The organism is Nocardioides sp. TRM66260-LWL, assembly GCF_020075545.1.
Classification (GTDB): domain Bacteria; phylum Actinomycetota; class Actinomycetes; order Propionibacteriales; family Nocardioidaceae; genus Nocardioides.
Map to the genome: position 1 here is coordinate 78230 of NZ_JAIQZK010000003.1, position 22975 is coordinate 101204.

Annotated in this window: 24 protein-coding genes and 1 tRNA gene; 19 read left to right on the forward strand and 6 right to left on the reverse strand. The window is 75.3% G+C overall.

Annotated features, from left to right (window positions below; translation table 11 throughout):
- The first annotated feature begins 72 nt into the window (after positions 1–72).
- From K8Z61_RS19285 to K8Z61_RS09640, 4 genes are read left to right on the forward strand one after another with little or no spacing between them, the layout of a single operon-like run.
- Complete coding sequence (locus K8Z61_RS19285; RefSeq protein ID WP_224128915.1) at positions 73–1269, forward strand: NADH:flavin oxidoreductase; 1197 nt, start codon at positions 73–75, stop codon at positions 1267–1269.
- Positions 1270–1291: 22 nt separating this feature from the next.
- Positions 1292–2413, forward strand: a complete 1122-nt coding sequence (locus K8Z61_RS09630) for a diacylglycerol kinase (protein ID WP_224128916.1) — start codon at positions 1292–1294, stop codon at positions 2411–2413.
- The gene (locus K8Z61_RS09635) at positions 2410–3285 is read left to right on the forward strand and encodes an SDR family oxidoreductase (protein ID WP_224128917.1); all 876 of its coding nucleotides are present in this window, start codon (positions 2410–2412) and stop codon (positions 3283–3285) included. The genes K8Z61_RS09630 and K8Z61_RS09635 overlap by 4 nt, the downstream gene beginning before the upstream one ends.
- Before the next feature lie 10 nt (positions 3286–3295).
- Complete coding sequence (locus tag K8Z61_RS09640) at positions 3296–4381, forward strand: MBL fold metallo-hydrolase (protein WP_224128918.1); 1086 nt, start codon at positions 3296–3298, stop codon at positions 4379–4381.
- 109 nt (positions 4382–4490) lie between these two features.
- Here K8Z61_RS09640 and K8Z61_RS09645 read toward each other — a convergent pair whose 3' ends face one another.
- Together K8Z61_RS09645 and K8Z61_RS09650 are read right to left on the reverse strand one after the other, a co-directional pair.
- A complete protein-coding gene (locus K8Z61_RS09645) occupies positions 4491–5687 on the reverse strand; it encodes a glycerophosphodiester phosphodiesterase (protein WP_224128919.1) in 1197 nt (398 codons plus the stop codon).
- Between the two features lie 56 nt (positions 5688–5743).
- Positions 5744–6658, reverse strand: a complete 915-nt coding sequence (locus tag K8Z61_RS09650; protein WP_224128920.1) for an alpha/beta hydrolase fold domain-containing protein — start codon at positions 6656–6658, stop codon at positions 5744–5746.
- A gap of 100 nt (positions 6659–6758) precedes the next feature.
- On the opposite strand from K8Z61_RS09650, the gene K8Z61_RS09655 reads away from it, so the two are divergent.
- The 3 genes from K8Z61_RS09655 to K8Z61_RS09665 are packed head-to-tail and all read left to right on the forward strand — an operon-like array spanning position 6759 to position 9733.
- A complete protein-coding gene (locus K8Z61_RS09655; RefSeq protein ID WP_224128922.1) occupies positions 6759–7394 on the forward strand; it encodes a TetR/AcrR family transcriptional regulator in 636 nt (211 codons plus the stop codon).
- A 54-nt stretch (positions 7395–7448) separates the two neighbouring features.
- Positions 7449–8666 (forward strand): acyl-CoA dehydrogenase family protein, encoded by a 1218-nt coding sequence (locus K8Z61_RS09660; protein WP_224128924.1) that lies wholly within the window; start codon positions 7449–7451, stop codon positions 8664–8666.
- A complete protein-coding gene (locus K8Z61_RS09665) occupies positions 8663–9733 on the forward strand; it encodes a phosphotransferase family protein (protein ID WP_224128927.1) in 1071 nt (356 codons plus the stop codon). The genes K8Z61_RS09660 and K8Z61_RS09665 overlap by 4 nt, the downstream gene beginning before the upstream one ends.
- A 7-nt stretch (positions 9734–9740) precedes the next feature.
- On the opposite strand, the gene K8Z61_RS09670 is transcribed toward K8Z61_RS09665, so the two are convergent.
- Positions 9741–10265: a helix-turn-helix domain-containing protein gene (locus tag K8Z61_RS09670; protein WP_224128929.1), complete on the reverse strand. Its 525-nt coding sequence runs from the start codon at positions 10263–10265 to the stop codon at positions 9741–9743.
- Between the two features lie 50 nt (positions 10266–10315).
- On the opposite strand from K8Z61_RS09670, the gene K8Z61_RS09675 reads away from it, so the two are divergent.
- Entirely contained in the window at positions 10316–11728 is a 1413-nt protein-coding gene (locus K8Z61_RS09675; protein ID WP_224128931.1) for an MFS transporter, read from the forward strand.
- 2 nt (positions 11729–11730) lie between these two features.
- Here K8Z61_RS09675 and K8Z61_RS09680 read toward each other — a convergent pair whose 3' ends face one another.
- Complete coding sequence (locus K8Z61_RS09680) at positions 11731–13107, reverse strand: MFS transporter (RefSeq protein WP_224128933.1); 1377 nt, start codon at positions 13105–13107, stop codon at positions 11731–11733.
- A gap of 83 nt (positions 13108–13190) precedes the next feature.
- Here K8Z61_RS09680 and K8Z61_RS09685 point away from each other — a divergent pair, with 83 nt between their 5' ends.
- Positions 13191–13973, forward strand: coding sequence for an enoyl-CoA hydratase/isomerase family protein (locus tag K8Z61_RS09685; protein ID WP_224128935.1), 783 nt, complete (start codon positions 13191–13193; stop codon positions 13971–13973).
- 58 nt (positions 13974–14031) lie between these two features.
- Here the strand turns inward: K8Z61_RS09685 and K8Z61_RS09690 are convergent.
- Positions 14032–14104: transfer RNA gene (locus tag K8Z61_RS09690), tRNA-Lys, on the reverse strand.
- Positions 14105–14194: 90 nt separating this feature from the next.
- Here K8Z61_RS09690 and K8Z61_RS09695 point away from each other — a divergent pair.
- Positions 14195–14869, forward strand: a complete 675-nt coding sequence (locus tag K8Z61_RS09695; RefSeq protein WP_224128937.1) for an alpha/beta hydrolase — start codon at positions 14195–14197, stop codon at positions 14867–14869.
- A 334-nt stretch (positions 14870–15203) separates the two neighbouring features.
- Here the strand turns inward: K8Z61_RS09695 and K8Z61_RS09700 are convergent, their stop codons facing one another.
- The gene (locus tag K8Z61_RS09700) at positions 15204–16682 is read right to left on the reverse strand and encodes an HNH endonuclease (protein ID WP_224128939.1); all 1479 of its coding nucleotides are present in this window, start codon (positions 16680–16682) and stop codon (positions 15204–15206) included.
- A gap of 224 nt (positions 16683–16906) precedes the next feature.
- Here K8Z61_RS09700 and K8Z61_RS09705 point away from each other — a divergent pair, with 224 nt between their 5' ends.
- From K8Z61_RS09705 to K8Z61_RS09745, 9 genes are all read left to right on the forward strand, one after another.
- Complete coding sequence (locus K8Z61_RS09705; protein WP_224128941.1) at positions 16907–17266, forward strand: VOC family protein; 360 nt, start codon at positions 16907–16909, stop codon at positions 17264–17266.
- 49 nt (positions 17267–17315) lie between these two features.
- Positions 17316–17870, forward strand: coding sequence for a hypothetical protein (locus K8Z61_RS09710; protein WP_224128943.1), 555 nt, complete (start codon positions 17316–17318; stop codon positions 17868–17870).
- Positions 17867–18013, forward strand: coding sequence for a hypothetical protein (locus K8Z61_RS09715; protein ID WP_224128945.1), 147 nt, complete (start codon positions 17867–17869; stop codon positions 18011–18013). Before K8Z61_RS09710 ends, K8Z61_RS09715 begins: the two co-directional genes overlap by 4 nt.
- Positions 18014–18119: 106 nt before the next feature.
- Positions 18120–18542 (forward strand): VOC family protein, encoded by a 423-nt coding sequence (locus tag K8Z61_RS09720; RefSeq protein WP_224128947.1) that lies wholly within the window; start codon positions 18120–18122, stop codon positions 18540–18542.
- A gap of 25 nt (positions 18543–18567) precedes the next feature.
- Entirely contained in the window at positions 18568–19803 is a 1236-nt protein-coding gene (gene lhgO / locus K8Z61_RS09725) for an L-2-hydroxyglutarate oxidase (RefSeq protein WP_224128949.1), read from the forward strand.
- Positions 19804–19967: 164 nt separating this feature from the next.
- Complete coding sequence (locus tag K8Z61_RS09730; protein ID WP_224128951.1) at positions 19968–20123, forward strand: hypothetical protein; 156 nt, start codon at positions 19968–19970, stop codon at positions 20121–20123.
- Positions 20124–20174: 51 nt separating this feature from the next.
- Positions 20175–20477, forward strand: coding sequence for a metal-sensitive transcriptional regulator (locus tag K8Z61_RS09735; RefSeq protein ID WP_224128953.1), 303 nt, complete (start codon positions 20175–20177; stop codon positions 20475–20477).
- Between the two features lie 29 nt (positions 20478–20506).
- Positions 20507–20713: a heavy-metal-associated domain-containing protein gene (locus tag K8Z61_RS09740; protein WP_224128955.1), complete on the forward strand. Its 207-nt coding sequence runs from the start codon at positions 20507–20509 to the stop codon at positions 20711–20713.
- Between the two features lie 7 nt (positions 20714–20720).
- Positions 20721–22970: a cation-translocating P-type ATPase gene (locus K8Z61_RS09745; protein WP_224128957.1), complete on the forward strand. Its 2250-nt coding sequence runs from the start codon at positions 20721–20723 to the stop codon at positions 22968–22970.
- The last annotated feature ends 5 nt before the right edge of the window (positions 22971–22975 follow it).

The following is a 22975-nucleotide window of genomic DNA, read 5'->3' on the forward strand; positions in this document are numbered from 1 at the left end:
TCGCAGTCTGCCCGGCCGCCATCCCGGTGCAGCACTAGAACGTGTTCTCGTTCGCCGCGTATCGTCGGGCCCGTGAGCGCTCCCGACGTCTTCGCCCCCGCGACCCTCGGCCCGATCGCCCTGCGCAACCGCACGGTCAAGGCGGCCACCTTCGAGGGCGCGACGCCGGACGGCGAGGTGACCGATCGGCTGATCGACTTCCACCTCGCGGTCGCGCGCGGCGGCGTGGGCCTGACGACGGTGGCCTACCTGTCCGTCGCGCCCGAGGGCCGCACGCACCGCGACGTCATCGTCCTGGAGGAGCGTGCGCTGCCCGGCCTGACCCGCCTGGCCGATGCGGTCAAGGCCACCGGCGCCCGGATCGCCGGCCAGGTCGGCCACGCGGGGCCGGTGGCCAACGGCCGCTCGAACGGCGTCCACGCGCTCGCGGCGTCCCGCATGCCGAGCCCGCTGTCGATGCAGATGGTGCGCAGCGCGTCGGAGGCCGACCTCGCCCGCATCACCCGCGCGTACGTCGACGGCGCCCGGCTGCTGGTGCGGGCCGGGTTCGACGTGCTCGAGCTGCACATGGCCCACAGCTACCTGATCTCCTCCTTCCTCGCGCCCGGCCTGAACCGGCGCAAGGACGCCTGGGGCGGCCCGCTGGAGCACCGCATGCGCCTGGCCCGCCAGGTCGCGCGCGCCGTGCGCGAGGAGGTGGGCGACGAGGTCGCGATCACCGCCAAGGTCTCCACCGGCGACGGCTTCAAGGGCGGCGTGACGACCGACGAGGGCCTCGCGCTCGCGCAGGCGCTCGAGGCCGACCGCAGCGTCGACGCGCTCGAGCTCTCGGGCGGCTCGTCGCTGATGAACCCGATGTACCTGTTCCGCGGCGAGGCGCCGGTCAAGGAGTTCGCCGCGACGATGCCGTGGCTGGTGCGCACCGGCATGCGCACGCCCGTGGGCCGCTCGTTCCTCAGGAGCTACCCGTTCCAGGAGGCCTACTTCTGGGACCGCGCCGTGCGCTTCCGCGAGGCCGTCGACCTGCCGCTGATCCTGCTCGGCGGCATCGACCGCACCGACACCATGGAGCGGGCGATGGAGGCCGGCTTCGACCTCGTGGCCATGGGCCGGGCCCTGCTGCGCGAGCCCGACCTGGTCAACCGGCTCGCCGCCGGCCGCGCGGACGCCGGCGTCTGCGTGCACTGCAACCGGTGCATGCCGACGATCTACTCCGAGGCCGGCACCCACTGCCCGGTGATCGCCGGCCCGACCCTGGCGCGAATCTAGAACGTGTTCTAGGTTGTCCGGCATGTCCCAGGTCGTGCCCGAGAAGCCCCTGCGCGTCGTCGTCTGGTCCACCGGGACGGTCGGTCGCCACGCCATCAAGGGCGTCGACGCCCACCCCGACCTCGAGCTGGTCGGCGTGTGGGTCTCCAATCCGGCGAAGGACGGCAAGGACGCCGGCGAGCTCGCCGAGCTCGGCCGTGAGCTCGGCGTCGTCGCCACCACCGATCGCGACGCGCTGATCGCGCTGCGGCCCGACGCGATCGTCCACACCGCGATGACCGACGACCGGCCGTTCGAGGCCATCGACGACCTGATCTGGATGATCGAGAACGGCGTCAACGTCGTCTCGTCCGGACCCGTGCTGCTGCAGTGGCCCGAGCGGATCCTGCCCGAGGAGATGCTCGAGCGGATCGACGCCGCCGGCCGGAGGGGCGACGCCTCGCTGCACGTCAACGGCATCGACCCCGGCTTCGCCAACGACGTGCTTCCGCTGGTGATGACCAGCCTCTCCCAGCGCATCGACGAGGTGCGCGTCATGGAGGTCTGCGACTACTCCACCTACTACCAGCCGGTCGTCATGAGCGACCTCTTCGGCTTCGGCAAGCCGATGGACCAGCCCGGCTGGCTGTGGCAGCCCGGCATCCTCTCGATGGCCTGGGGCAGCGTCGTGCGTCAGATCGCCGCCGGCCTCGGCGTCACCCTCGACGAGCCGCTGATCGAGGAGGTCGACCGTCGGCCGGCCGAGCGCGACACCGCCAGCGTCTCCGGCGACATCGCCGCGGGGACGATGGGCGCGGTGCGGTTCCAGCTGATCGGCGCGGTCGACGGCGTGCCGCGCGTGGTGCTCGAGCACGTCACGCGCACCGACCCCGACACCCACCCCGACTGGGAGCGTCCGCCGGCCGGCGCCGACGGCTGCTACCGGGTGCGCATCACCGGCGAGCCGGTCATGACGGTCGACCTCGTGCACCACGGCGAGCACGGCGACCACAACGTCAGCGGCATGATCACCACCGCGCAGCGGCTGATCAACGCGCTCCCGGCCGTCGTCGCCGCCCGTCCCGGCCTGATCACCGTCCTCGACCTCCCGCTCGTCACCGGCCGCGGCCTCGTGACCGGCTCGACCCGGAAGGACGCCCGATGAGCATCCTCGACCGCTTCGCCCTCACCGACCACGTCGCCGTCGTGACCGGCGCGGGTCGCGGCATCGGCGCCGCGACGGCCGTGGCGCTGGCCCAGGCGGGCGCCGACGTGGTCATCTCCGCGCGCACCGCCGCGCAGCTCGACGTCGTCGCCGAGGCGGTCCGCGCCGCCGGACGCCGGGCGCTCGTCGTCCCGGCCGACCTCGCCGACACCGACGCCGTCGCCGGGCTCGCGCACGCCGCCTTCGAGGAGTTCGGCCGCCTCGACACGGTCGTCAACAACGTCGGCGGCACGATCCCCAACGCCTTCCTCGACACCGACGTGGCGTACCTGGAGGAGGCGTTCCACTTCAACGTCTCCACCGCCCACGCGCTCAGCCGCGCGGCCGTCCCGCTGATGCTGCGGCCCCTGCCCGACGGCTCCGGCGACGGCGACGACGCCTCGCGACAGCGCTCGATCGTGGCGATCTCCTCGATGATGGGCCGCGCCGCTGGCCGCGGGTACCTCGCCTACGGCACGGCGAAGGCCGCGCTGGCGCACTGGGCCCGGCTGGCCGCGACCGACCTCGCGCCGCAGGTGCGGGTGAACGGCATCTTCGTCGGCTCGGTGATGACCTCCGCGCTGGAGTTCGTCGCCGCGATGCCCGAGATGATGGACCAGATGGAGACCAAGACCCCGCTCGGACGCGTCGGCGAGGCCGAGGACATCGCGGCCGGCGTCCTCTACCTGGCCAGCCGTGCGGGCCAGTACGTCACCGGCAAGCTCCTCGAGATCGACGGCGGCATCCAGCAGCCGAACCTCGACCTCGGCCTGCCCGACCTGCGGCCGCGGGCCGACGAGGCCGCGCCCGCCCCGGCCGGCAGCCCCGCCTAGAGTCGCGGACGTGACCCACGACGCCCCCACGTCCTTCGCCGGCACCCCCACGGCCGCCGCGATCTCTCCCGACTCCGGCCGGCACTGGAGCGACGAGGGCGCCTGGGAGGTCGAGCCGGGGCTGTGGCGCATCCCGCTGCCGCTGCCGATGGACGGCCTCAAGGCGATCAACGTCTACGCCCTCGCGGCCGACGACGGCCTGACGCTGGTCGACGGCGGCTGGGCGATCCCGCAGGCCCGCGCGCTGCTCGACGAGTGCCTGCGCTCGGTCGGCTCCGGGTTCGGCGACATCCGCCGCTTCCTGGTCACCCACATCCACCGCGACCACTACACGATGGCGCGCGTGCTCGGCACCGAGCTGGGCGTCCCGGTCTCGCTCGGTCGCGGCGACGAGCCCGGCCTGCACCTGCTCAACCACGTCGACGAGCTCGAGCAGAGCCCGTTCCTGCAGGTGCTCGTCACCGCCGGCGCCCACGATCTGGCCGAGCAGTGGGCCGGGTTCGACGACGGCGAGGTCCCCGATCCCGCCCTGTGGGCCTACCCCGACGTGTGGCTCGAGGGCGACCAGCGCCTCGAGGTGGGCGCCCGGACGCTCGACGCCGTGCACACCCCCGGCCACACCCCCGGCCACTACGTCTTCGCGGACGCCGCCGGCGGGGTGCTCTTCGCCGGCGACCACGTGCTGCCGACGATCACGCCGTCGATCGGCTTCACGGTGCCGCCGGTCGAGCAGCCGCTGCGCGACTTCATGGCCTCGCTGACCCGCGTGCGCGCGCTGCCCGACCTGCGGATCCTGCCCGCCCACGGCCCGGTCGCGCCGTCGTCCCACGCGCGCGTCGACGAGCTGCTGGCGCACCACGAGCGGCGCCTCGAGCAGAGCCTGGCCGCGCTCGGCGACGCCGAGCTCACCTCGCAGCAGGTCGCGGTGCAGCTGGGGTGGACGCGGCACGAGCGGGCCTTCGCCGAGCTCGACCCCTTCGCCCAGGGCATGGCCGCGATGGAGACCAAGGCCCACCTCGACCTGCTCGTGGCACGCGGGCAGGCCGAGGTGGGCGCGCCGGTCGACGGCGCGGTGCGCTACCGGGCTGCGGGCTGACGCCGGCAGGTTTCCCCGGATATCCGGGGAAACCGGACGTTGTCAGGGAGAACTTCCCCTGACAACGTCCAGTTTCCCCTGACCAGATCCCGCAGTTCCGGGCCGAAGCTCAGCGCGTCGAGCCCGCGTGCTCCGGGTGACGCCCCCGCGGTCCGTCGACGAACGCGTCGCGCGCCGCGACGGCCAGGTTCGGCTGGTCGGCGAAGACGGCGTCGAGGCCGGCGCGGAACAGGTCGGTGGCCTCACCGGCGAGGTCACCGTAGGCGTTCGGGTCGGTGCCGACGCGGTGGTTCGGCGGCAGGAACTGGTTCTCCGCGCGCAGCGTGTACGCGACGACCCGCAGGCCGGCGCGGTGGGCGTCGGCGATCACCGGCGTCGGCGCGCCGGTGCGGCCCTCGGCGTCGCGCTGCAGCAGCAGGGTCTTGTCGGCGCCGAGCCAGGTGGCGTACCGCGCGACGCCGCGCAGCCCGGCCGGGGTGATCAGGTCGGCGTAGGTGGTCGGCCGTCCGGCCGCCACGGCGTCGTACGGCGCGCCGCTGGAGTCGACGAGCTGCACCAGCGGCACCGGGGTCATCCGGTGCAGCCGCTTCAGGTTCCCGACCTCGAAGGACTGGATGATCACCGGGCTGGTGCGCCGGTCGAGGTGGTTGCGCTCGAGCGTGCGCACCAGACGACCCTCCAGCGGCAGGCCGATCGAGCGGAAGTAGGTGGGGTGCTTGGTCTCGGGCGCGATGCCGATGGTGCGGTGCAGGCGCCGCGACTCGCGCCGCGCCAGGTCGATCACCTGCTGGAGGGTCGGGATGCGGTAGCGGCCGTCGTAGGCGGTGTTGGCCGGACGGACCTGCGGCAGCCGCTCCTTGGCGCGCAGGGTCTCGAGCTCGGCGTAGGTGAAGTCCTCGGTGAACCACCCGGTCACCTGCCGGCCGTCGATGGTCTTGGTGGTGCGGCGGTCGGCGAACTCGGGGTGGTCGGCGACATCGGTGGTGCCGCCGATCTCGTTCTCGTGCCGCGCGACGAGCACGCCGTCCCTGGTCGACACCAGGTCGGGCTCGATGTAGTCGGCGCCCTGGGCGATCGCCAGCCGGTAGGAGGCCAGCGTGTGCTCGGGGCGGTAGCCGGACGCGCCGCGGTGGCCGATCACCAGCGGCGTCGTCCGGTGGTGCCCGTGCGACGCGGCGCCGGAGGCGGGCCGCGCGTCGGCCGGGACGGTCGCCAGCGACGGCAGGACGGTGGCGGCGGCGAGGGCCGCCAGCAGCGGGGCGAGGCGCGTGCGGGCGCGCCGGGACGGGTGACTCCGAGTCGTCATGCCCCCGACGTCACCAGGCCCAGGTGACGGGCGCGGGACGTCGCGGTGAACGGGCGCTACGCGACCGCGCGGCCGGCGAGGAAGTCGACCGTCTGGGTCCACGCGTGCGCCGCCTCGGGGATGGCCGGCAGCAGCGGGTAGACGTGGATCAGCCCCGGCTCCTCCCGGTAGGTGAGGTCCCAGCCGGCCTCGGCCGCCCGCGCGGCCAGCAGGCGGCACCCGGGCAGCAGCACGTCGCGGGTGCCGCACAGCAGCAGGGTGGACGGCAGGTCGCGCAGGTCGCCCAGGCCGGGGGAGACCTCCGGCCGGTCGAGATCGGCCGGCCCGCCGGCCCACCACTCGGCGTAGACCGTCAGCTTGCTCAGCCGCAGCCACGGGTCGCGCGCGGCGAACCAGGGCGTCGACGGGGTCGAGGTGGTGAGGTCGACCCAGGGCGCGAGCAGCAGCAGGCGGTCGGCCTGGGGGCCGCCGGCGTCGCGCAGCGACTGCGCCACCGCGAGCGCGAGGTTGCCGCCGGCGGAGTCGCCGCCCAGCAGCGTCGAGCCGTGCTCGCTCCAGCGCGCGGTGAGGCGCACCAGGGCGTCGTGGGAGTCGCGCCAGGTGTGCTCGGGCGCCAGCGGGTAGTCGGGCAGGACGATCCGCGCCCCGAGGTGGCGTCCGAGCCGCTCGGCGTAGCGCACGTGGAAGCCGTCGATGCCGCCGACGAAGCCGCCGCCGTGCATCCACACCACGGTGCGACGCGGCCGCGTACCCCGCGGCGTCAGGACGTGCACGGGGAAGCCGTCGGCGTGGTCGATGGTCACCTCGTAGCGACGGCGCAGGCCCGGGACGAGACGGGTCGGCAGGGCGTGGTCGCGGGTGGCGTGCCAGCGCTCGAAGCGCGCGCGCTCCTGCTCCACGGAGTCGAGCTCGGTGGAGTGACGCAGCCGCGGCACGGCGACGGCGAGGAGCTGGTGACGCAGGCTCGGCACGGCCCGAGTCAAGCAGCGTCCGGGCCCCCGGCGGTCGGGCTCGACCCGGTCGTGTCTGAACCGTGACCCCGGCGGGCGATCCGGCTCTACGCTCCGGTCCATGAGCCAGTCCTCGGAGCCCGGAGCCGTCGCGCCGGTCGCGTGGCGCGAGTACGACGCGCCCGCGCTGCCCCGGGTGCTGCAGGCGGCGCTGGCGGCATTCGTCGAGCACGGCTACCACGGCACGTCGGTGCGCGACCTGGCCCGCGCCAGCGGGCTCTCGGTGCCGGGGCTCTACCACCACCATCCGTCGAAGCAGGCGATCCTGGTCGAGCTGATGGAGGCCACGATGGCCGAGCTGCTCGCCCGCAGCCGGGCGGCGCTCGCCGAGGCCGGGGACGACCCCGAGGCCCGCTTCGACCTCGTCGTCGAGTCGCTGCTGCGCTTCCACATGGCGCGGCGCGCGCAGGCGTTCGTCGGGTCCTCGGAGCTGCGCAGCCTCGAGCCGGACGCGCGGGCGCGGATCGTCGCGCTGCGCGACGAGCAGCAGGCGATGGTGCGCGAGGCGATCGAGACCTGCGTCGCGGCGGGACGCTTCGCCACCCCGCACGCCGGCGACGTCGCGCGCGCGATCTCGACGCTGGCCATCGGCGTGGCCGGCTGGTACCGCGAGGACGGTCCGCAGGCGGCCGACGAGGTCGTGCGCCGGCAGCTGGGGCTCGCGCGGGCCATGGTGCTCCCGGCGTCGGACCGCTAGTCTCGTCGGCACCGACCGAGCGATCGCTCGGTACTGTGGATCCCAGGAGTCGCCGTGACCGTCCCCGTCCTGCCCGCCGCTCCCGTCGAGGACCGCGCCGCCGAGATCGAGGCGCTGGTCGCCCGCACGCGGACGTTCGTCCGCGAGGTCGTCCTGCCGGTGGAGGACGCCCACGACGGCGACGTCGAGGCGGCCGGCGGCGAGACGCTGCGGGTGCGGCTGCAGGCGGCGGCGCGGGAGGCGGCGGTGCTGGCGCCGCACGCGCCGGTGGAGTTCGGCGGCCTGGGGCTGTCGATGGTGGAGCGGGCGGCGGTGTTCGAGGAGGCCGGGTACGGGCTGTTCGGGCCGCTGGCCACGCACGTCGCGGCGCCGGACGAGGGCAACGTGCACCTGCTCGACCACGTGGCGACCGCGGCGCAGCGGGAGCGGTTCCTGGCGCCGCTGGCGCGGGCGGAGGTGCGCTCGGCGTTCGCGATGACCGAGCCGGCGCCCGGCGCGGGCGCGGACCCGTCGATGCTGACCACGCGGGCCACGCGGGTCGACGGCGGGTGGACGATCTCGGGCCGCAAGTGGTTCATCACCGGCGCGGACGGCGCGGCGTTCTTCATCGTCATGGCCCGGACCTCCGGCGAGCCCGGCGGTGCGGGCGGGGCGACGATGTTCCTGGTGCCGGCCGGCACACCGGGCCTGGAGGTGGTGCGGCACGTCGGGACGGTCGACCGCGCGATGCTGGGCGGGCACTGCGAGCTGGCGCTGACGGACGTCTTCGTCCCGGACGACGACGTGCTCGGCGGCGTCGACGAGGGGTTCCGCTACGCGCAGGTGCGGCTGGGTCCGGCGCGGATGACGCACGTGATGCGGTGGACGGGCGCGGCGCGGCGGGCGCACGAGGTGGCGGTCGCGCACGTGGCGGGACGTCGGGCGTTCGGGTCGCGGCTGGCGGACCTGGGCCTGATGCAGCAGCTGATCGCCGACAACGAGATCGACCTGGCCGCGACGCGGGCGCTGCTGCTCGAGGCGTGCCGGGCGCTGGACGCGGGCGGACGGGCGTCGAAGGAGACCTCGATCGCCAAGACGTTCGCGGCCGAGGCGCTCGACCGGGTGGCCGACCGCGCGCAGCAGATGTGCGGCGGGCTCGGGGTCTCGACCGAGCTGCCGGTGGCGCGGATCGCGCGGGAGCTGCGTCCGTTCCGCATCTACGACGGGCCCTCGGAGGTGCACCGCTGGTCGATCGCCAAGCGGGCGGTCCGCGCGATCGCCGGCGACGCGTGAGCACGCTCGTCGACTCCCCGCTGTCGGACGCCGAGCTGGCGGCGGTCGCGGGCGTCCTGCGCGGGGCGGGGACGCCGGTGTCCGGCCCCCTCTCGGCGCGGCTGATCGCGGGCGGCCGGTCGAACCTCACCTACCGGCTGGCCGACGAGGTCTCGGGCGCCGCGTGGGTGATGCGCACGCCGCCGCGCGCGGGGCGCACCCCCTCGGCGCACGACGTCGCCCGGGAGTGGCGGATCGTCTCGGCCCTCGACGGCGCCCCGGGCCGTCCGGTGCCGGTGCCGTCGGCGGTGGCGGTGTGCGAGGACGAGTCGCTGATCGGGCTGCCGTTCGCGGTGTGCGGGTTCGTCGAGGGTGTGACGGTGCAGTCGCGGGCCGACCTCGAGGCCCTGGACGCTTCGGTGCGCGAGGCCGCGGTCGCGGCGCTGGTGGCGACGCTGGCCGCGCTGCACGCCGTCGAGCCGGCGTCCGTCGGGCTCGGCGACCTCGGGCGTCCCGACGGGTACGCCGCGCGTCAGCTGCGCCGGTGGGGCGGCCAGTGGGACCTCGTCGGCGCCGGTGCGCCGGACGCCGTGCGCGCCGACGCCGCTCGGCTGGTCGCGGCGCTGGGCGAGGCGCTGCCGCGGCAGGCCGCGTCGGGTCTGGTGCACGGCGACTACCGCATCGACAACACCCTGCTGCGCCTCGGCACCGTCGAGGCACCCGCGACGCAGGTGGCGGCGGTCGTCGACTGGGAGCTCTCGACCCTGGGCGACCCGGTGGCCGACGTCGCGATGATGGCGGTCTACCGGCTGCCGGCCTTCGACCTGGTGATGGGCGAGCCCACCGCCTGGACCTCCGACCTGCTGCCCGACGTCGACGCCCTCGCCGAGGCGTACGAGGCGGCCGGCGGGGCGCGGCTGGTCGACTGGGACGCCCACCTGGCGCTGGCCTGCCTGAAGATCGCGGTGATCGCGGCCGGCATCGAGCATCGCCACCGCGCCGCCGGCGGCCACCCCGACGACGTCACCGCCCGGGCCGGGCAGGCCGTCGGGCCCTACCTGGCCGAGGGGCTCGCGCGTCTGACCTGACGCCGCGTCAGGCCGACCCGGCGCGCCGGAGGCGCAGCTCGGCGAGCGGCACCGGGTGTCCCGACTCGCAGCGCACCTCGGCGTGCACGGCCGCGCCGCACTCGTCGTGGACGAGGTCGAGCGGCGGCCGGCCGGACGACGTCAGGTGCCGGCCGCCCCACTCGAAGAGGCCGAGGACGACGGGCGCGAGGTCGAGGCCCATCGGCGTCAGGCGGTACTCGTGCCGGGTGCGCTGGCCGGGCTCGCGGTAGGGCTCGCGGCGCAGGATGCCGGCCTCGGTGAGCTCCTTGAGGCGGGCCGCGGCGACGGCCGGGGTGATCTCGACGCGTGCGGCGAAGTCGTCGAAGCGGGTGGTGCCGTAGAAGGCCTCGCGGACGATCAGCATCGCCGAGCGGGTGCCGACGACGCCGAGCGCGCGGGCGATGGGGCAGCGGTCGCCGGGACGGAAGGCGTCGCGGTCGGCGAGCTCGCCCTCGAGTCGTGCCGCCTCGGCGGGCTCGGTGGGCCCGGCGGATCCGACGGTTGCGGACATCGTCCCTCCTCACTTGTGCTGAGCATAGTCAGGCTACTACCTTGCTGGCTATGTCAGATCAGACCCAGGTGCCGGAGCAGCGCGGACGGGGCATCGTCCTCGCGGTCCTCTCGGCCGCCGCGTTCGTCGCGAGCCTCGACCTCTTCATCGTCAACGTGGCCTTCGAGCAGATCGGCGCCGACCTCGACGCCTCGCTCGCCGACCTCTCCTGGGTGCTCAACGCCTACGCGATCCTCTACGCCGCGCTGCTCGTCCCCGCCGGACGCCTGGCCGACCGGTACGGCCGCAAGGGCGCCTTCCTCGCCGGCCTGGCGCTGTTCACCCTCGCCAGCGTCGCCTGCGCCGCCGCCCCCGACGTCTGGACGCTCGTGGCCGCCCGGGCCGTCCAGGCGCTGGGCGCCGCCGTGCTGACCCCGGCCAGCCTGGGGCTGGTCGTCGCCGCCGCGCCGCCGGAGCGCCGCGCGGCCTGGATCCGCACCTGGGCGGCCACCGGCGCGCTCGCGGCCGCGTTCGGCCCGGCCGTCGGCGGGGTGCTGGTCGAGGCGTCCTGGCAGTGGGTGTTCCTGGTGAACGTGCCGATCGGCCTCGCCGCGCTGGTCGTCGCCGCGCTGGTCGTCGAGCCCAGTCGCGACGACGCCGCGACCCGTCTGCCCGACCTGCTCGGCGCCGCCGCGCTCGCGATCTCCGTCGGCGCGCTGACGCTCGCGCTCGTCGAGGGCGACCCGTGGGGCTGGGGCTCGGCCCGGGTGGTCGGCGCCTTCGTCGTCGCGGCGCTCGCGCTGGTCGCGTTCGTCGCCTCCTCGGCGCGCCACGCCGAGCCGGTCATCGACCCCGCGCTGCTGCGGGTGCCGGCCTTCCGGTGGTCGAACGTCACCTCGCTGCTCTTCGCCGCCCCGTTCGCGGCCGCCCTGCTCGTCTCGGTGCTCTGGCTGCAGCTGGTGTGGGGCTACTCGCCGATCCGCACCGGCCTGGCGATCGCGCCCGGCCCGCTCATGGTGCCGGTGTTCGCCGCCGTCGCGCACCGGCTCACCGCGCGGGTGCCGGTCGGCTGGGTCGTGGCGCTGGGCTGCGTGCTCTTCGCCGCCGGCACGCTGCTCACGGCCGCGTCGGTCACCACCGAGCCGGCCTACGCGACGACGCTCATGCCGGGCTGGCTGATCGGCGGCGCCGGGGTCGGGCTCGCGCTGCCGAACATCCTCTCCTCGGCCACCGCCGACCTGCCGCCGTCGCGCGCCGCCACCGGCAGCGCGGTGGTGGCGATGACGCGTCAGCTCGGCACGGCGTTCGGCGTCACCCTCGTCGTCGTGCTGCTCGGCACTCCCGCCCCCGGTGAGGTGCTCGACGCCTTCCACCGGGTCTGGTGGGCGCTGGCCGGCGTCATGCTGCTCGCCGCCGTCAGCGCGCCGCTGCTCACGCCCGGACGCCGTTCGGCACCGGCCGTCGCGGCCCCGGTCGCGGCCTGAGGTCAGGCGGTGCGGCGGGCCACGAGCGTCGCGCCGGCCGCGGCCAGGGTGGCCAGACCGAAGGCGGCGGGGAACGCGGCGTCCGAGCCGAGCCCGCCGATCGCGGTGAAGGCCAGGCCGCCGAGCGCGATCCAGGTGGCCGAGGAGACGGTGTCGCCCATCGTCGCGGCGGCGCTGTTGCGGCCGCGCTCGTCCTCCGCCGACGCGGCCAGCACGGCGGTCGAGACCCGCGGGTAGGCCAGGCCCATGCCCGCGCCGCCGGCGACCCAGAGCAGCGGCACCGCCCACGGGCCGACGTGCAGCGCGGCGATCGCCAGCTGCCCGGCGACGCCGACGAGCACGAGCGCGGTGCCGACGCGGAAGGCGGTCGTGTCCGGCAGCCGCGCGCCCAGGCGTCCCTGCACCTGCGAGCCGGACGCCCACCCGATCGTCCCGACGGTCAGGGCGAGCCCGGCCAGCCACGGCTTCGCGTCGTAGCGGGTCTGCAGGAGGTACGGCACGTAGATCTCGGCGAGGAAGAAGCCGGCCGCCATGAGGCCGCGCATCGCGATCACCGCCGGCAGGCCCCGCGCCGCGCGCAGGGTGCCGACGGGCAGCAGCGGCCGCAGCGCCAGGAGGGTCACCAGGACGCCGAGTCCGGCGACGAGCGCGCCGAGGACGTCCTCGGCCTGGCCGCCGAGGTCGATGGCCACGACGCTCGCGGCGACGACGACCGCCAGGGCCAGGCGGCGTCCGCTGTCGGGCTCGCGCTCGGCCACCTCGGACCGGCGCCCGTGCGTGCGCAGGGCCGGCAGCAGCAGCGCCGTGGCGCCGGCCGCGACGGCGATGACGCCGAGGAACACCCACCGCCAGCCGACGGTGTCGGCCACCGCGCCCGCCAGCAGCGGACCGATCAGCGCGGGCAGCACCCAGGCCGCCGCGAACGCCCCGAAGACGCGCGGACGGTCCACCGGGTCGAACACCTCGGCCACGAGCACGTAGAGCGTCACGGTCAGCGCGCCGCCGCCGATGCCCTGGAGCAGCCGCGCGGCCACGAACGTCCCGATGTCGGGCGCGAGCCCGGCCAGCAGGAGCCCCAGGCCGAAGACGCCGACGGCCGCCAGCAGCGGTGCGCCGGGGCCGCGGCGGTCGGCCGCGAGCCCGCCGAGCACCGTGCCGATGACGCTGGAGGCGAGCGCGATCGAGAACGCCACGGAGTACCAGGAGCGGCCGTCGAGCTCGGTGGTGACGGTGACCATCACGGTCGTCACCGCCAGCTGCTCGAAGGCCGCGAGGAAGACCAGGCTCACCGCGCCGAGGGTCGTCACCAGGTAGCGCGGGGCGAGGAGCGAGGTGCCGACGACGGCCGCGCCCGCCCGTGCCTCGCCGTCGATCGCCACCTCGCCACTGTGCCACCGGGGCCGCAGCCGCCACGCATCGGACGACGTCCCGGCCGCGGCGTCCGCTGCCTACTGTGGCGGCCATGACCGGCTCGAGCTCCCCCGTCTCCTACGCGTTCGCCGACGGCTGCGCGCGGCTCACCCTCGACGACGCCGACCGCGGCAACCCCGTCAACCCCGCCTCGGTGGAGGCGCTGCTCGACGGTCTCCGTCGCGCCGACGCCGACGGCGCACGGGTGATCGTGCTCGCCAGCACCGGCCGGTTCTTCAGCGTCGGCGGCGACCTCGGGGCGTTCGGCTCCGCGCCCGACATGGCGCGCTTCATCGACGACCTCGCCGAGGCGCTGCACCGCGTCGTCTCCGAGCTGGTGCGCTCCGACGCCGTCGTCGTCTCGGCGGTGCAGGGGATGGCCGCGGGGGCCGGGTTCCCGCTGGCCGCGGCGGCCGACCTGGTCGTCGCCGCCGACACCGCCCGCTTCACCCTCGGCTACACCAAGATCGGGCTCTCGGTCGATGGCGGCACCTCGCTGCTCAGCCACACCCTCGGGCTCCACCGCATGCTCCGGCTCGCGCTGCTCAACGACGTCCTCTCGGCGCAGGAGGCGCTGGACGCCGGACTCGTCGCCCGCGTCGTCCCCGCCGACGGGCTCGACGCCGCGGTCGACGAGGTCGTCGCCACCCTGCTCGCCGGCTCCCGCGGCTCCCTCGCCGCCACCAAGCGGCTGCTGCGCACCGCCGTCGAGGACGCCCCCGAGGCCCGCCTGCGTGCCGAGACCCTCGCCATCCGCGAGCGCGCCGGCAGTGCGGACGGCCGCGAGGGCGTCACCGCGTTCCTCGAGAAGCGGCCGCCGGTCTTCGGCGCCTGATCAGCGCTCGGTCGGCGGCTGATCGGCGGACGCCCGTCGAGCGGGCCGGTCGGAGCGGTAGGCCCTGTCGGGCTCGAACCGACGACACTCGGATTAAAAGTCCGGTGCTCTACCAACTGAGCTAAGGGCCCGTTCGCGGCGGCTGCCGCATCCTCACTCTAGGAGACGTCGTCGCCGGGCTCTGGCGCCGGCCCGACGCGCGTGCGGGCGAGCCGCGGCGCGTGCTGAACATCCGCTCGCAGCACGACGACTGGCGAGCGGCCCTCGCCTACGCCCGCCGACTGCCCGGGGTCGATGCCGGCCGACTGGTCCTCTGGGGCACCTCGTTCGGCGGCGGTCATGCGCTGCGGATCGCGTCCGAGGATCGCGGCGTCGCCGCCGTGATCGCCCAGGTGCCGCACGTCAGCGGTCCGGCGTCGGTGTTCTCCCAGCCCCCGCGGCTCGTCGCCCGGCTGATCGCCGCGGGGCTCCGTGACCAGGCCCGCGCCGCCGTGGGCCGGGCGCCGTACCGGGTGCCCGCGGCCGGGTACCCCGGCGATCTCGCCATGATGACCTCGCCCGACGCGGCGCCGATGGCCATCCGCCTGGCCGGCGACCTCTACGAGCAGCTGCTGCCGGCGAACGACGTCGCCGCGCGGATCGCGCTGCGGGTGCCGTTCTACTCACCGGGCCGGCGGGCCGCGAAGGTGCTCGCCCCGACGCTCGTCCAGATCGCGAGCGGCGACACCGTCACGCCCGTCGAGGTCGCGCTCAAGGCGGGACGGCGCCTGCCCGACGGCGAGATCCGCACCTACGAGTGCCAGCACTTCGAGCCCTACCTCGACCCGTACTTCGAGACCGTCGTCGGCGACCAGCTCGACTTCCTGCGGCGGCGGGTGCCGTCGGGGCTCGCCTGAGGCCCGCGTCCCTCCGCCTGCGTTGGCGTCCGCGCCCTCGATCGGGGAGGGTGGCGGCATGGGCGCAGGTGCGAGGGGCGTGGTCGTCGCGGCGGTCGTCGCCCTGGCGATCGCCGAGCCGGTCGCGTTGTTCCCCGTGCACGCCTCGCTGGCGAGACACGTGGCCGTCTGGGCTCTCGACGAGTGCTCGGACGCCGCTGTGGCGACGGCACAGGACGTCGCCGCCACGGTGGCGGACGAGCTGCCCGGCCGCACGGACCCGGTACGCGTGAGCGGGACCTGCGGGGACGTTCCGAATCGGATCGTCACGACCACGACGTCCCTCGAGCGGCGATCACTGAGCGCCGATCTGCGGCAGCGGTGGCGGTGCCGGTGGGCCGCCGGCGCGCTGCCGCCGATGCTCGACTGCGCGGATCTCGGCGGCCACGTCGCGTGGATCACCATCGACGAGGCCGGTGGGGTGCTCGTGGAGCCGTACGGGTCGTAGCCCGGTGAGCAGGGGCCTCGCGCGAGCTCGATGCTGGCTCCCGGTGGGCGTGGTGATGCGGATGGCGTGGGGTGCGCCGGGTGCCCGTGGCTCGGGTGGTTCGTGGTGCCATCCGGGTTCTTCCTTGACCTGGTTGCAGGTGATGCAGAGGCCTTGGGCGTTGGCGTAGGAGGTGGGGCCGCCGTCGGCGTGGCGGCGGACATGGTCGATCTGTCGGATCGGTGCGTTGCAGTAGGGGGTGCGGCACCAGCGGTCGCGCAGGGTGATGAGCTCGGCGAGTCCGGGTGGGAAGGTCCGGGAGCGGGAGTCCATCGCGACCAGGGCCCCGGTGTCGGGGTGGGCGAAGAGTCGCTTCACGGCGACCTTCTGGCCGGCGTCGAGGGCGGAGCGGATCCAGCGGCGGGCCAGCTCGGCGGGCAGGCCGTCGGCCTGGATGGTGCCGGACGGGTCGACCAGCGTCGCCGTGCCATCAGCCTCATCGCCAGGAGCGCGGAAGAGGTCGTCGGCGGCCACCACGAGCCGCAGCTGCACCGGCTCCGGCAGTCCGTTCGTGGAGGCGTCACGCCCGGTGAGCCGCGCGACGAGGAGGTCGGCCATCACGGTGGACTCGGCGTCCGCGCTGCCGGTCTCCCCGGCCGCGACCGCTGACGTGGCGGCGGCCTTGAGCGCGGCGAGGCAGGCGACGCCGTCGCGGATCGGGAGGGCGGCGTGCAGGTGGACCAGGTGGTCGCGTCCGGGCCGCAGGGTGACGCGGCGTCCGCCTTCGGCGTGCCGGATCTGCGCCACCACACCGGCGGGATCGAGCCGCGCGGCGTGGCCACGGACGAGGGAGCCGAGCTCCCGGTCGCCCAGCCGTGCGGCGTGGTCGGGGTCGCCGCACACGGCGGCGTCGATCGTCTGCCGCTGTTCCAGGGACAGCATGGCGGTGCCCGAGGCGACCATCCGGGCCCGCTCCAGCGGCAGCCGCCCCGCCTGACAGGCCGCCCAGGTCGCGGGCAACTCGACAGGCAGCACCAGCGCCAGAGAGACGAACGCCCGCCCCTGGTGCGGGGAGACCCGCCGCGCGAGCCCGACCTCCGCACCCACCGAGGCCCGCAGCCGCGACAGCCGGGTCAGCTGCTCGTCCCGCGACAGCGTCCGCCGCGGCGGGCGCTCGGCCTCCCGCACCTGCACCAGCGCCGCAGCAAGCCGCACCTGCCGGGCCCGCAGGGCGTTGACCGCGTCCTCCAGCAGCCCGATCTCCTCCACCAGCCCCGCCGCACCAGGCGGCAACGACCGCCCGGCCACCGTGGCCGGCAGCTGCTGAAGCATCCCGAGATCGAACACGTGCTCGATTCTACGTGGAATGAGTCAGGAAAGGAACAGGAAATCCACCGCGAATGCGCTCGAGGCTATTTCCACAGCTGGTGGAAATAGGTGCTGAAATCAGTCCTGTGGACGACAACTGGCCGATGCCCGGGGCGATCGACGCCCCCGCCGACACTTCCGCAGCTCGCCGGCCGGCGAGATGATCGTCCCGCGGCACCGCCGCCCCGATCCCAGGAGACCCAATGACCTTCACCCTCGGCCGTGCCGCGCCGACCATCTCCGTGTCCGACGTCGACCGCGCGCTCGCCTTCTACGTCGGCGTGCTCGGCCTGCAGGAGACGTTCCGCAACGGCCAGCCGACGTCCTTCGTCATCGTCGAGCGCGGCGCCACCGAGCTGCACCTCGCCCTCGAGCCGGGTCACCGCGGGGGCGAGCAGAACGTCGCCCACCTCATGGTCGAGGGCCCCGACGCCCTGCACGAGCACCTCGTCGCGCACGGCGTCCCCATCGTCGGCGAGCTCCGCGACGCCGACTACGGCATGCGCACGTTCGTCATGGCCGACCCCGACGGCAACCGGATCGACGTCGGCGCCGACCTCTGATCCCGTCCCGGACCGTGGCGGCGGCCGCGCGCGCATGAGAGCCTCGGGCATGCTCTCGGCCCCCCGCGCCCGCCGTCTCTCCCTCGCCGCGACGGCGGTGATCGCCCTCGCGGTCCCGTCGCTGGGCGTCCCGACCGCGCAGGCCGCGCAGGCCGCGCAGTCCCCGAGGATCACCGGCCGCCAGGTGGTCTACACCCACCTCGACGCCCGACATGACGCCTACGGCGTCACCGACTACGAGGACGGGACCCGCGCGGTCACCACCCACGGCACCGGCGACGACCTCAGCCGTCTGACGATCGTCTCCGACGGCACGACCCTCCAGGCCAACCTCACCACCCGGACCGACGGGCTCGAGGACTTCGACGCCTCGGTGCGCATCGCGACGGCGGCCGGCCGGGTCTACTACGTCAGGGACGTGCTCACCACGGACACCTTCCGCGACGAGTTCCGGATCGTCCGCAAGGGGAGTCGCGGCAGCGCCTGCGAGGGCGGCCGCGCCTACCGCGTCGACGCCGGCATCGTCCTGCGGGTGCCCCTGGTCTGCCTCGGCGATCCGACGCAGATCCGCGTCGGCGCCACGACCTGGGCATCTTCCCGGTGAGCAAGGGCGGTGGCGTCTGGGGCGAGACGGTCTCCTACGACGACGCCCTGCGCACCGGTCCGTCGGCGTCGGCGCTCGCGAACCGCAGCGCCTCCCCGCCGCGCCGAGGCCCCGCGATGTCGGGCCCCTTCACGGTGCGCTGACGGGAAGCCGACCGGCGGCGCCGCGGGACCCCAGCAGGTCGCGGCGCCCACCGCCGGCCCGCCCTTCGATGGGGCGCCCTCAGGTGGGCCTGCCTACCGTCGCGACATGACCGTCTCCATCACCGGCGTCCACCACGTCCGCCTCACCGTCCGCGACCTCGCCGCCTCCCGCGCCTTCTACGACGCGGTCTTCGGCTGGGACGTCGCCTACGAGCTGCCGCCGGACGCCGACGAGGCCACGCGCGAGCAGCTGTGGTTCCTCTTCGGCGGGGTCATCTACGCGATCCCGGGCGGGCTCTTCGGGCTGCGTCCCGTCGCGCCCGCCGACGACGCGTTCTCCGAGGACCGCGTCGGCCTCGACCACGTCTCCTTCGCGCTCGCCGACCGTCACGACCTCGAGCAGGCAGCCGCGCACCTCGACGGGCTCGGCATCGAGCACGGCGGCGTCAAGGACGCCGGCGGCATCGCGATCCTGGAGCTGCGCGACCCCGACGGCATCGCGCTGGAGCTCTCCGCCCCGGCCGAGTGACGCCGCACCGGCTAGGTTCGGGGCCGTGAAGCCGGCCGATCTCCTCGTCGTCGGCGCGGGCCTCGTCGGCCTGGCCACCGCCCGCGAGCACCTGCTGCGCCACCCGGGCGCGCAGGTGGTGGTGGTCGAGCAGGAGGCCGCCGTCGCCGCCCACCAGACCGGCCGCAACTCCGGCGTCGTGCACGGCGGCATCTACTACCAGCCGGGCTCGCTCAAGGCGCGGCTGTGCGTCGAGGGCGCCCGCGACCTCTACGCCTACTGCGAGGAGCACCGCCTCCCGCACGAGCGCTGCGGCAAGCTGATCGTCGCGCTCGGCGAGCACGAGCGCGGCCGGCTCGACGAGCTCGAGCGACGCGGCCGCGCCAACCGGGTGCCGGGCCTGCGCCGGGTCGAGGGGCTCGGGGCGATCCGCGAGATCGAGCCGTCGGCCACCGGCATCGCGGCGCTGCACGCGCCGAACACGGGCATCGTCGACTACGCCGCCGTGGCCCGCGCGGTGCACGCCGAGCTGCTCACGCTCGGGGCGGACGTCCGGCTCGCCACCCGGGTCGAGGGTCTCGCGCCGCACGTGGCCGGCGCGGTCGTGCGCACCTCCGCGGGTGACGTCGTGGCGCGCCGCGTCGTGGTCTGCGCCGGCCTGTGGTCCGACCGCCTGGCGCGGGCGGCGGGCGCGCCGGCCGATCCCCGCATCGTCCCCTTCCGCGGGGCCTACCTCGCGCTGCGCCCCGAGGCCGTCGCGGCGCGTCCCGTGCGCGGCATGGTCTACCCGGTGCCCGACCCCGACCTGCCGTTCCTCGGCGTCCACGTCACCCGGCACCTGGCGTCCCCGGGCGACGGCGGACGCGGCGCGGTGCTGCTCGGCCCGACGGCGATGCTCGTCCCGGCGCGCGACGCCTACCGGCTCACCGACCCCCGCTCCTGGCGACCGCGCGACGCCGCGGAGACGCTGGCCTGGCCGGGCACCTGGCACGTCGCGCGGCGCTTCTGGCGCACCGGCGTGCACGAGCTGCGGATGGCCGTCGACCGCCGCGCCTTCGTCGCCGAGGCCGCCCGCTACGTGCCGGGCCTCACCGTCGACGACCTCGAGGACGGCGTGTGGAGCGCGGGCGTGCGCGCGCAGGCGGTCGGCCGCGACGGCGCGCTGGTCGACGACTTCGTGCTCTCGCGGCTCGGGCCGGTCGTGTTCGTCCGCAACGCGCCCTCGCCGGCGGCGACGTCGGCGTTCGCGCTGGCCCGCGAGCTGCTCGACCGCGTGGGCTGACCCCCCATCCGTTCGGGTGGGGCGCCGGACGCGGCCGCGTGCGGACAGGGCCACCCGAGGGTGGCCCGAACGGGTCACTTCGGGACGCAACCGTTTGGTCTCACCGATCATCGGGCAGTCTGGAGGGGGTGAACGAACACCCGTCTTTAGCCTTGGAGGGCCCGGTGCACGACCAGTTCGACGTGACGCTCGAGGATGCCGACCTGCTCGGCGAGGTCGAGCTGACCACGAACCTGATCATCGCGGCCAGCGAGTCCGACGAGCACCTCACCGAGGCCGAGATCGACGCGATCCTCGGCCTCCTCCCCGAGCACGACTGACCCCCTCTCTGCTCCCTTGAGACCCCTACCCCCCAGGGGTATGTTCGAGGTGTGAGCGACGACCTCCCCCACCACCACGGCTACATCAGCCGCAAGGACGACTACCTCAAGCGGCTGCGCCGCATCGAGGGCCAGACCCGCGGGCTGCAGCGGATGGTCGAGGACGAGGCGTACTGCATCGACATCCTCACCCAGGTCAGCGCCCTGACGAAGGCGCTCCAGGCCGTCTCGCTCGGCCTGCTGGAGGACCACCTCGCGCATTGCGTCGTCGACGCCGCCCGCGCGGGCGAGGACGAGGGCGCCGTCAAGGTCGCCGAGGCCGTCGCCGCCATCACCCGACTCGTGCGCTCCTGACGCGCACGCCCAGCATCGAGGAGACCTGCATGTCCACGACCAGCACCTGGACCGTCACCGGCATGACCTGCGGCCACTGCGTCGCCTCCGTCACCGAGGAGCTCACCGAGCTGCCGGGTGTCGAGGCGGTCGACGTGACCCTCGAGACCGGCGCCGTCGTCGTCACCTCCAGCGAGCCGCTGGAGCGCGGCCAGGTCGAGGCCGCCGTGGCCGAGGCCGGCTACGCCCTGGCCTGAGCGCGCCATGACCGAGCCGACCACCGCGCCGACGGCCACGGGCACCACGCACGACGTCGAGCTCGCGATCACCGGCATGACCTGCGCCTCCTGCGCGCACCGCATCGAGCGCAAGCTGGGGAAGCTGGACGGGGTCAGCGCCGAGGTCAACTACGCCACCGAGCGCGCTCTGGTCACCGCCCCGTCCGCGATCGACGCGGACGCGCTGGTCGCGGCCGTCGAGGCCGCCGGGTACCAGGCCGTCGTCACGCCGCCTCCCGGCGCGCAGCCGGACGGCGGGGACGACGTCGACGCCGCGACCGACGCCCTGCGTCGCCGGCTGGTCGTCAGCGCCGTGCTCTCGGCGCCGGTGATCGCGCTCGCCATGGTGCCGGCGTGGCAGGTCGACGGCTGGCAGTGGCTCTCCCTCGCGCTCGCGACGCCGGTGGTGGCCTGGGGCGGCTGGCCCTTCCACGCCGCGGCCGCCCGGCACCTGCGCCACCGCACTGCGACGATGGACACCCTCGTCTCGATGGGCGTCCTGGCCGCCTTCGGCTGGTCCCTCGTGGCGCTGCTCTTCGGCCACGCCGGCGAGATCGGCATGCGCCACGGCTTCTCCCTGACCCTCCAGCGCGACGACGGCCTCGGCGAGATCTACCTCGAGGCCGCCACCGGCGTCACCACGTTCCTGCTGGCGGGCCGCTTCCTGGAGCGCACCGCCCGGCGCCGCGCCGGCGCCGCGCTCCGGTCGCTGGCCGCCCTGGGCGTCCGTGAGGTCGAGGTGGTGGCCGACGACGCCAGCACCGGTCTGCTCCCCGCCGACCGGCTGCGCGTGGGCCAGCGCTTCGTCGTCCGCCCCGGCGAGCGGGTCGCCACCGACGGCGTCGTCGAGACCGGCACGTCGGCCGTCGACGCCTCCATGCTCACCGGCGAGCCCGTGCCGGTCGAGGTCGGGCCCGGCGACGTCGTCGTCGGCGGCACCGTCAACGCGGGCGGACGCCTGCTCGTCCGCGCCACGCGGGTCGGCTCCGACACCGCCCTGGCCCGCATGGTGCGCCTGGTCGAGGAGGCGCAGACCCGCAAGGCCGCGGTGCAGCGGCTCGTCGACCGCATCGCCGGGGTGTTCGTGCCGATCGTGCTGGTCGTCGCCCTCGGCACGCTCCTGGGCTGGGGGCTGCTCGGCGGCTCCTGGACGCTCGCGCTCAGCGCGGCCGTGGCCGTGCTGGTCGTCGCCTGCCCGTGCGCCCTCGGCCTGGCCACCCCCACCGCGCTCCTGGTCGGCACCGGCCGGGGCGCCCAGCTCGGCGTCCTGCTGCGCGGTGCGCCGGCGCTCGAGCAGGCCCAGCGCATCGACGTCGTCGTGCTCGACAAGACCGGCACCCTCACCACCGGCGTGATGACGCTGCACGACGTCGTGCCCGCGCCGGGCGTCGAGCGGGACGAGCTGCTGCGCCGCGCCGCCGCCGTCGAGGCGGGGTCCGAGCACCCGGTCGGACGCGCGATCGCCGGCGCCGTCGAGACCGCGTCCGAGGTCGACGACTTCGCCGCCCTGCCGGGCCTCGGCGTGCGGGCGCGGTTCGACGGGCTCGAGGTCGTCGCCGGACGGGCCGCCCTGCTCCGCGAGCGCGGTCTCGCCGTGCCGCCGGAGGTCGACGCCGCCCGCGAGCGCGCCGAGGCCGCCGGACGGGTGGCCGTGCTGGTCGGCTGGGACGGTCGGGCGCGCGGGGTGCTCGAGGTCGCCGACGCCGTGCGGCCCACCTCCCGCGAGGCGGTCGAGCGGCTGCGCGCCCTCGGCCTGCGCCCCGTCGTCCTCACCGGCGATCACGAGCGGGCCGCGCTGCGGGTCGCCGCCGAGGTCGGCGTGCCGGCCGAGGACGTCGTCGCGGGCGTGCTGCCCGAGGGCAAGGTCGAGGCGGTGCGCGCGCTCCAGCGGCAGGGCCACGCCGTGGCGATGGTCGGCGACGGCGTCAACGACGCCGCCGCGCTGGCGAGCGCCGACCTCGGCATCGCGCTCGGCAGCGGCGCCGCGATCGCGGCGGAGGCCGCCGACGTGACGGTCGTCCGCGGCGACCTGCTGCTCGTCGTCGACGCCGTCCGGCTGGCGCGGCGCACGCTCGCGGTGATCCGCTCCAACCTCTTCTGGGCCTTCGCCTACAATGTCGCCGCGATCCCGCTGGCGGTGGCGGGGCTGGTGAGCCCGATGATCGCCGGCGGCGCGATGGCCGCCTCGTCGGTGCTGGTCGTCACCAACAGCCTGCGGCTGCGCCGCTTCCGCTGACGCCC

What these genes read in the sequence shown, in the direction of transcription:
- K8Z61_RS09720 (WP_224128947.1), top strand. Translation starts at nt 18,120, where the DNA reads ATGACCGTCTCCATCACCGGCGTCCACCACGTCCGCCTCACCGTCCGC.
- K8Z61_RS09710 (WP_224128943.1), top strand. Translation starts at nt 17,316, where the DNA reads ATGCTCTCGGCCCCCCGCGCCCGCCGTCTCTCCCTCGCCGCGACGGCG.
- K8Z61_RS09670 (WP_224128929.1), bottom strand. Translation starts at nt 10,265, where the DNA reads ATGTCCGCAACCGTCGGATCCGCCGGGCCCACCGAGCCCGCCGAGGCG.
- K8Z61_RS09630 (WP_224128916.1), top strand. Translation starts at nt 1,292, where the DNA reads ATGTCCCAGGTCGTGCCCGAGAAGCCCCTGCGCGTCGTCGTCTGGTCC.
- K8Z61_RS09655 (WP_224128922.1), top strand. Translation starts at nt 6,759, where the DNA reads ATGAGCCAGTCCTCGGAGCCCGGAGCCGTCGCGCCGGTCGCGTGGCGC.
- K8Z61_RS09645 (WP_224128919.1), bottom strand. Translation starts at nt 5,687, where the DNA reads ATGACGACTCGGAGTCACCCGTCCCGGCGCGCCCGCACGCGCCTCGCC.
- K8Z61_RS09635 (WP_224128917.1), top strand. Translation starts at nt 2,410, where the DNA reads ATGAGCATCCTCGACCGCTTCGCCCTCACCGACCACGTCGCCGTCGTG.
- K8Z61_RS09685 (WP_224128935.1), top strand. Translation starts at nt 13,191, where the DNA reads ATGACCGGCTCGAGCTCCCCCGTCTCCTACGCGTTCGCCGACGGCTGC.
- K8Z61_RS09705 (WP_224128941.1), top strand. Translation starts at nt 16,907, where the DNA reads ATGACCTTCACCCTCGGCCGTGCCGCGCCGACCATCTCCGTGTCCGAC.
- K8Z61_RS09745 (WP_224128957.1), top strand. Translation starts at nt 20,721, where the DNA reads ATGACCGAGCCGACCACCGCGCCGACGGCCACGGGCACCACGCACGAC.
- K8Z61_RS09740 (WP_224128955.1), top strand. Translation starts at nt 20,507, where the DNA reads ATGTCCACGACCAGCACCTGGACCGTCACCGGCATGACCTGCGGCCAC.
- K8Z61_RS09675 (WP_224128931.1), top strand. Translation starts at nt 10,316, where the DNA reads ATGTCAGATCAGACCCAGGTGCCGGAGCAGCGCGGACGGGGCATCGTC.